7 protein-coding genes are annotated in these 5,394 nt (G+C 68.6%); 3 read left to right on the forward strand and 4 right to left on the reverse strand.

Annotated elements, in window-relative coordinates; all coding sequences use genetic code 11:
* The 3 genes from AC1D2K_RS28930 to AC1D2K_RS28940 all read left to right on the forward strand — a co-directional run.
* A partial coding sequence (locus AC1D2K_RS28930) for a sulfite exporter TauE/SafE family protein (RefSeq protein ID WP_478093131.1) occupies positions 1 to 524 on the forward strand: 524 nt, incomplete at its 5' end.
* A 98-nt stretch (positions 525 to 622) separates the two neighbouring features.
* Positions 623 to 1,066 carry a universal stress protein gene (locus AC1D2K_RS28935; protein WP_478093133.1) on the forward strand — a complete coding sequence of 148 codons (444 nt, stop codon included), beginning with the start codon at positions 623 to 625 and terminating at the stop codon, positions 1,064 to 1,066.
* 270 nt (positions 1,067 to 1,336) lie between these two features.
* A complete protein-coding gene (locus AC1D2K_RS28940) occupies positions 1,337 to 1,762 on the forward strand; it encodes a universal stress protein (RefSeq protein ID WP_478093135.1) in 426 nt (141 codons plus the stop codon).
* Positions 1,763 to 1,772: 10 nt separating this feature from the next.
* Here AC1D2K_RS28940 and AC1D2K_RS28945 read toward each other — a convergent pair whose 3' ends face one another.
* The 4 genes from AC1D2K_RS28945 to AC1D2K_RS28960 form a co-directional block, all read right to left on the reverse strand.
* Positions 1,773 to 3,317, reverse strand: a complete 1,545-nt coding sequence (locus AC1D2K_RS28945) for a malonate--CoA ligase (RefSeq protein WP_478093137.1) — start codon at positions 3,315 to 3,317, stop codon at positions 1,773 to 1,775.
* Between the two features lie 7 nt (positions 3,318 to 3,324).
* A complete protein-coding gene (locus tag AC1D2K_RS28950) occupies positions 3,325 to 4,101 on the reverse strand; it encodes an enoyl-CoA hydratase/isomerase family protein (protein WP_478093139.1) in 777 nt (258 codons plus the stop codon).
* On the reverse strand, positions 4,098 to 5,084 hold the full coding sequence (locus tag AC1D2K_RS28955) for a Bug family tripartite tricarboxylate transporter substrate binding protein (protein WP_478093141.1): 987 nt from the start codon (positions 5,082 to 5,084) through the stop codon (positions 4,098 to 4,100). The genes AC1D2K_RS28950 and AC1D2K_RS28955 overlap by 4 nt, the downstream gene beginning before the upstream one ends.
* A 74-nt stretch (positions 5,085 to 5,158) precedes the next feature.
* On the reverse strand, positions 5,159 to 5,394 hold a 236-nt coding region (locus AC1D2K_RS28960), incomplete at its 5' end, for a malonyl-CoA decarboxylase domain-containing protein (RefSeq protein WP_478093143.1).

The following is a 5,394-nucleotide window of genomic DNA, read 5'->3' on the forward strand; positions in this document are numbered from 1 at the left end:
CCGGCAGCCTGGGCGTCTTCAGCCTGCTCAAGGGCACCGCGCTGGCGATCTTCTTCGCCCTCTTCGTCGGCTTCTCGGCCACGCAGATGTTCCTCGACAAGAAGCCCAAGCCGACGCGCCAGATGCCGGGCACCGCGGGCCAGCTCGGGGCCGGCGGCGCGATCGGTTTCATCTCCGGCCTGGTCGGCGCCGGCGGCGGCTTCATCAGCGTGCCTTTCATGACCTGGTGCAACGTCGCGATCCACAACGCGGTCGCCACCAGCGCCGCGCTCGGCTTCCCGATCGCGGTCGCCAACGTGGCCGGCTACGTGGCCAGCGGCCAATCGGTGCAGGGCCTGCCGGCGGGCTCGTTCGGCTACATCTGGCTGCCGGCGCTGGCGGTGATCGCGGTCTGCAGCTTCCTCGTGGCGCCGCTCGGCGCCCGGGCCGCGCACAGCCTCCCGGTGGGCAAGCTCAAGCGCGTATTCGGAAGCATCCTCTATCTGCTGGCGGCCTACATGCTCTGGAAAGGGCTGCACGGCTGAGCGACCGGGCGCATTCACCCCGCCGCTTGACATGGATCAAGCCGAGGCGCGCGAAACCTGCTTTAAGCTCAGGTGATCCACCCACCACCGGAGAACCCATGTTCAAGCGCATCCTGGTCGCCACCGACGGCTCCCCTCTCTCGGAGAAGGCCGTGACGAGCGCCATCGCCCTGGCGGCCCTGAGCGGCGCCGAGCTGGTCGCGCTCACCGTGGTGCCCCGCTATCCGACCAACTACTTCGATGGCGCCGCGGTCTTCACGCCCGAAGACATCGGGCGCATCGAGCGACAGTGGACGGAGGCGGCGCAGACCACGCTCGACACGATCGCCAAGCAGGCCGAGGCCAGCGGCGTCAAGATCCGGACGGCGACGGTCAGCGCCGACCTCGTGGCCGAATCGATCATCAGCGCCGCAAAGAAGCACCAGTGCGACATGATCGTGATGGCATCGCACGGCCGCCAGGGCATCAAGCGCCTGCTGCTGGGCAGCGAGACCCAGCACGTGCTCACGCATTCCGACCTGCCCGTCTTGGTCTTGCGCTGAGCTGACCCCCACGCTCCCCCACTTCGTGTGGGTCGCTGCCCCCCGAGGGGGCGTCCCCAGGCCGCCCTTCCGTGCGAAGCGCGGACGTCGCCGCGCAGGCGGCCCGGCGCCGGCCTGAAGGACCCCCACGCTCCCCCACTTCGTGTGGGTCGCTGCCCCCCGAGGGGGCCGCAGGCCGCCTTGGGGCGGCCCGGCGCCGGCCTGAATCGGGTTTATAACCACGGCACGCGGTGCCATCACCGCGCGCCACGCAACAAAGAGAGGCTACAAATGAAGATTCTGATCGCCGTCGATGGCAGCGCCCACACGCAGAAGGCGCTCGACTACCTGGCGAAGCATCGCAAGATGTTTGTCGACGGCAATGAACTGGTCGTGGCGCACGTCTGCGTCGGCGTGCCGGGGCACGTCACCCGCCATCTGAGCAAGGAAATCGTCAGCGACTACTACGCCGAGGAAGCCGCCAAGGTTCTCGAGCCGGTCAAGGCCGCCCTGGCCGGCCTCGGCATCACCGATTTCAAGGTCGACCAGCGCCACGGCCATGCCGCGGAAGAGATCCTCAAGGCGGCTGCCGCCTTCAACGCCGAACTGATCGTCATGGGCACGCACGGCCACGGCCTCTTCGGCCGCGCGCTGATGGGGTCGGTCGCGACCAAGGTGGTGTCCGAGACCGACATCTCGGTGCTGCTGGTGCAGTAGGCGCAGCTTCTCAATCCCTTGGGGCGAAGAGCCCCTTGTGCTGCTCGCGCAGCAGCGCCTTCTGCACCTTGCCCATCGCATTGCGCGGCAGTTCGGGCACCACGAAGCAGCGCTTCGGGATCTTGAAGTTGGCGAGCTTCGCCTTGAGCTCGGCGATGATCGCCTCGCCGTCGAGCGCCGCGCCGGCCCTGGCCGTCACGATGGCCACCCCGACCTCGCCGAAGTCGGCGTGCGGCACGCCAACGATGGCGCTCTCGGCCACGCCGGACATCTCGTTGATGTAGCCCTCGATCTCGGCGGGATAGACGTTGTAGCCGCCGCTGATGATCAGGTCCTTGCTGCGCCCGACGATCGTGACGTAGCCGAGCCCATCCACCATGCCGACGTCGCCGGTCTTGAAATAGCCGTCCGCCGTGAACTCTTCCTTCGTCTTTTCGGGCATGCGCCAATAGCCGGCGAACACGTTCGGCCCGTCGACCTCGATGTGGCCGATCTCGTCGCTCGGGCATGGCTCGCCGGCGTCGTCGCGCACCCGCAGCTGAACGCCCGGCAGCGGGAAACCCACCGTGCCGCCGCGCCGTTCGCCCTGCACCGGGCTGTAGGGGTTGGAGGTCAGCATCGCGGTCTCGCTCATCCCGTAACGCTCGAGAATCGTGTGACCCGTGCGCTCGCGCCATTCGTTGAAGGTGTCGATCAGGAGCGGTGCCGAGCCCGAGATGAAGACCCGCATGTGGCGACAGGCCTTGCGGGTCAGCCCGCGCTCGGCCAGCATGCGCACGTAGAGCGTGGGCACGCCCATGAAGACGGTCGCCTCGGGCAGCCGGGCCACCACGCGCKCCGGGTCGAAGCGGTTGAGCCAGATCATCTTGCTGCCGCTGATCAGCGCGCCGTGGATCGCGACGAAGAGGCCGTGCACATGGAAGATCGGAAGCGCATGGATCAGCACATCGCCACTGCGCCAGCCCCAGTAGTCCTTCAGCACCTCGGCGTTCGAAGACAGGTTGCGGTGCGTGAGCATCGCGCCCTTGCTGCGGCCGGTGGTGCCGCTGGTGTAGAGGATGGCGGCGAGGTCGTCTTCCTGCTTCGCAGCCACCGCATGCCGGTCGCCGCACTGCGCGGCCGCTTCGAGCAGCGTGCCCGTGCGGTCGTCATCGAGCGTGAAGACATGGCGGGTGCCGGCCGCGGTCGCGATCGGCGCCACCCAGGACGCGTTGGCGCTGCTGCAGACCACCACAGCCGGCTCGGCGTTGCCGATGAAGTACTCGATCTCGGCATTCCGGTAGGCCGTGTTGAGCGGCAGGAAGACATAGCCCGCGCGCAGCGTGGCGAGGTACAGCATCATGGCCTCGACCGACTTCTCGACCTGCACCGCGATGCGGGCGCCTTCCTCGAGATCCAGCGCGTCCAGCAGGTTGGCGATCATCGCGCTCGCGCGGTCCAGGTCGCGCCACGAATAGAAGAGGCCGTCGTCGGTCTCGACCGCGATCGCGTCGAGGTCGGCGGGGAAGGCCGCGCGCAGGGCGGCGAAGAGATTGGCGTTGGGGATATCGGTCATGTCGATCTCAAAAAACAGGGGCCCGCTTGGCCAGGAAGGCGGCGATGCCCTCGCGATGCTCGGCGGAGTCGGCGTAATCGTAGGCAGTGGGCAGCAGCGGCGCGACCGCGTCCTGCGCAGCACCTTGCCGCAGGACGGAGAAGGTGGTCTTGTTGAGGCGCGCGGCCTCGGGCGCCAGCACCGCGATGCGCTGCGCATGCGCCAGCACCTCCCCCGCCAGTTCGGCGTCGGGCAGCACACGCAGCAGGAAGCCGGCGTCGTACAGCCGGGCCGCATCATGGACGCTCGCGGCCAGCAGCATGTCGCGCGCCAGCACGTCGCCGACGGCGCGCTGCACCAGTGCCGCCTCGCGCGGCGCCATCGGGAATCCGAGCTTCGCGATCGGCGCGCCGAACCTGGCAGACGCACCGGCCAGGCGGATGTCGCAACAGCTCGCAATCTCGATCCCGGCGCCCATGCAGGCGCCCTCGATCCGGGCCACCAGCGGCAGCTCRCAAGCCAGCATGGCGGCCAGCGCGGCCCAGACCTCGTTCTCGTGGAATTCGCGCAGGCTGGCGGCGTCGAAACGGAACGAGGGGTACTCCGAGATGTCGCCGCCGGCGCAGAAGGCGCCGCCCTCCCCGCCGACGACCACGCAGCGCAGCGCGGGCTCCCGCGCCAGGCGCTCGAAGGTGTCGCGCAATGCGCGCCACATGCCGCGCGTCATGGCATTGAGCCGGCCCGGGTTCACGAGCGTCACGAAGGCCAGCGGGCCGTCGATGCGCAGTCCGATCGAAGCCGTCATTCGAGCTTGGCCCCCGATTCCTTGACCACCGTGGCCCAGCGCTTGATCTCCGCATGCACGAAACTGCCGTAGGCCGGACCGGACACATTCGCAAGCTCCGAGCCGTTGTTGGCCCAGATCGCCTTCAGTTCCTCGGTGGCCAGCGCCTTCTTCATGTCGTCGACGATCCTCGCCTGCACCTCCGCGGGCGTGCCCTTGGGCGCCCACAGGCCGTACCAGGTGGTCACGGTGTAGTCGGGCAACCCGACCTCGGTGGCGCAGGGCACGTCCGGGAAGGCGGGATTGCGCTTGCTGCCGGCCACCATCAGCGCCTTGATCCGCCCGGCCTTGACGTGCTGGGCCGACGAGCCCAGCCCGTCGAACATCACGTCGACGTTGCCGGCGATCAGGTCCTGCAGCGCCGGCCCCGCACCGCGATAGGGAATGTGCGTGATGTACGTGCCGGTCTGCAGCTTGAACAGCTCGCCGGCCAGGTGGTGCGAGGTGCCTGCGCCGGCCGATGCGTAATTGAGCTTGCCCGGGTTCTGCTTGGCGTTGGCGACGAAGGCCTGGAGCGTGGTCGCGCTGACGCGCTTCGGATTCACCACCACCACCTGCGGCACATTGGCCAGCAACAGCAGCGGCACGAAATCCCGCTCGAGGTCGTAGTCGAGCTTGGGATAGATCGAGGGCGCGATCGCATGGTGCACCGCGCCCATGAAGAGCGTGTAGCCGTCCGGCGCCGCCTTGGCCGCGATGCTCGCGCCCAAGGTACCGCCCGCGCCGCCCCGGTTGTCGATCACCAGCGTCTGCCCGGTGATCCTGCTGAACTGCGCCGAGAGCGGCCGCGCGAAGGCGTCGGTGCCGCCGCCGGCCGGGAACGGCACGATCATGGTCACGGGYCGGGTCGGCCAGCCCGACTGGGCGCGCGCGCCGACGGCAAGGGTTGCAGCGCTCGCCGCGGCCAGGCGCAGAAAGTCACGCCGCTGAAAGCCAGGGGTCATCGGAAGTCTCCTGTTGTTGTTCGAAATGGTGGTGCGCCGCGGCCGGCGGCGTGCCGTGCGGACGAGGCCCTGCATCAGCCCCTGAGGATTTGATCGTCAATGCCGCCCGATACCGCCACCTTGCCCTGCGCGAGAAGGGCCCGGTGCTTGTCGAGCCGCTTCAGATCGTAGAGGTAGTTGACCATCAGGCCGTAGGACTGCTTCTGCCCTTTCGGCGACGGGTCGCCGCCCCAGTTGAGCCGCTCCACCCGGGCACCGTTTCCGAGATGGAAGCGCGCCACCGGATCGACCGGCTTGCCATCGGCAGTGG

The organism is Variovorax sp. P1_H12_2, from assembly GCF_056405335.1.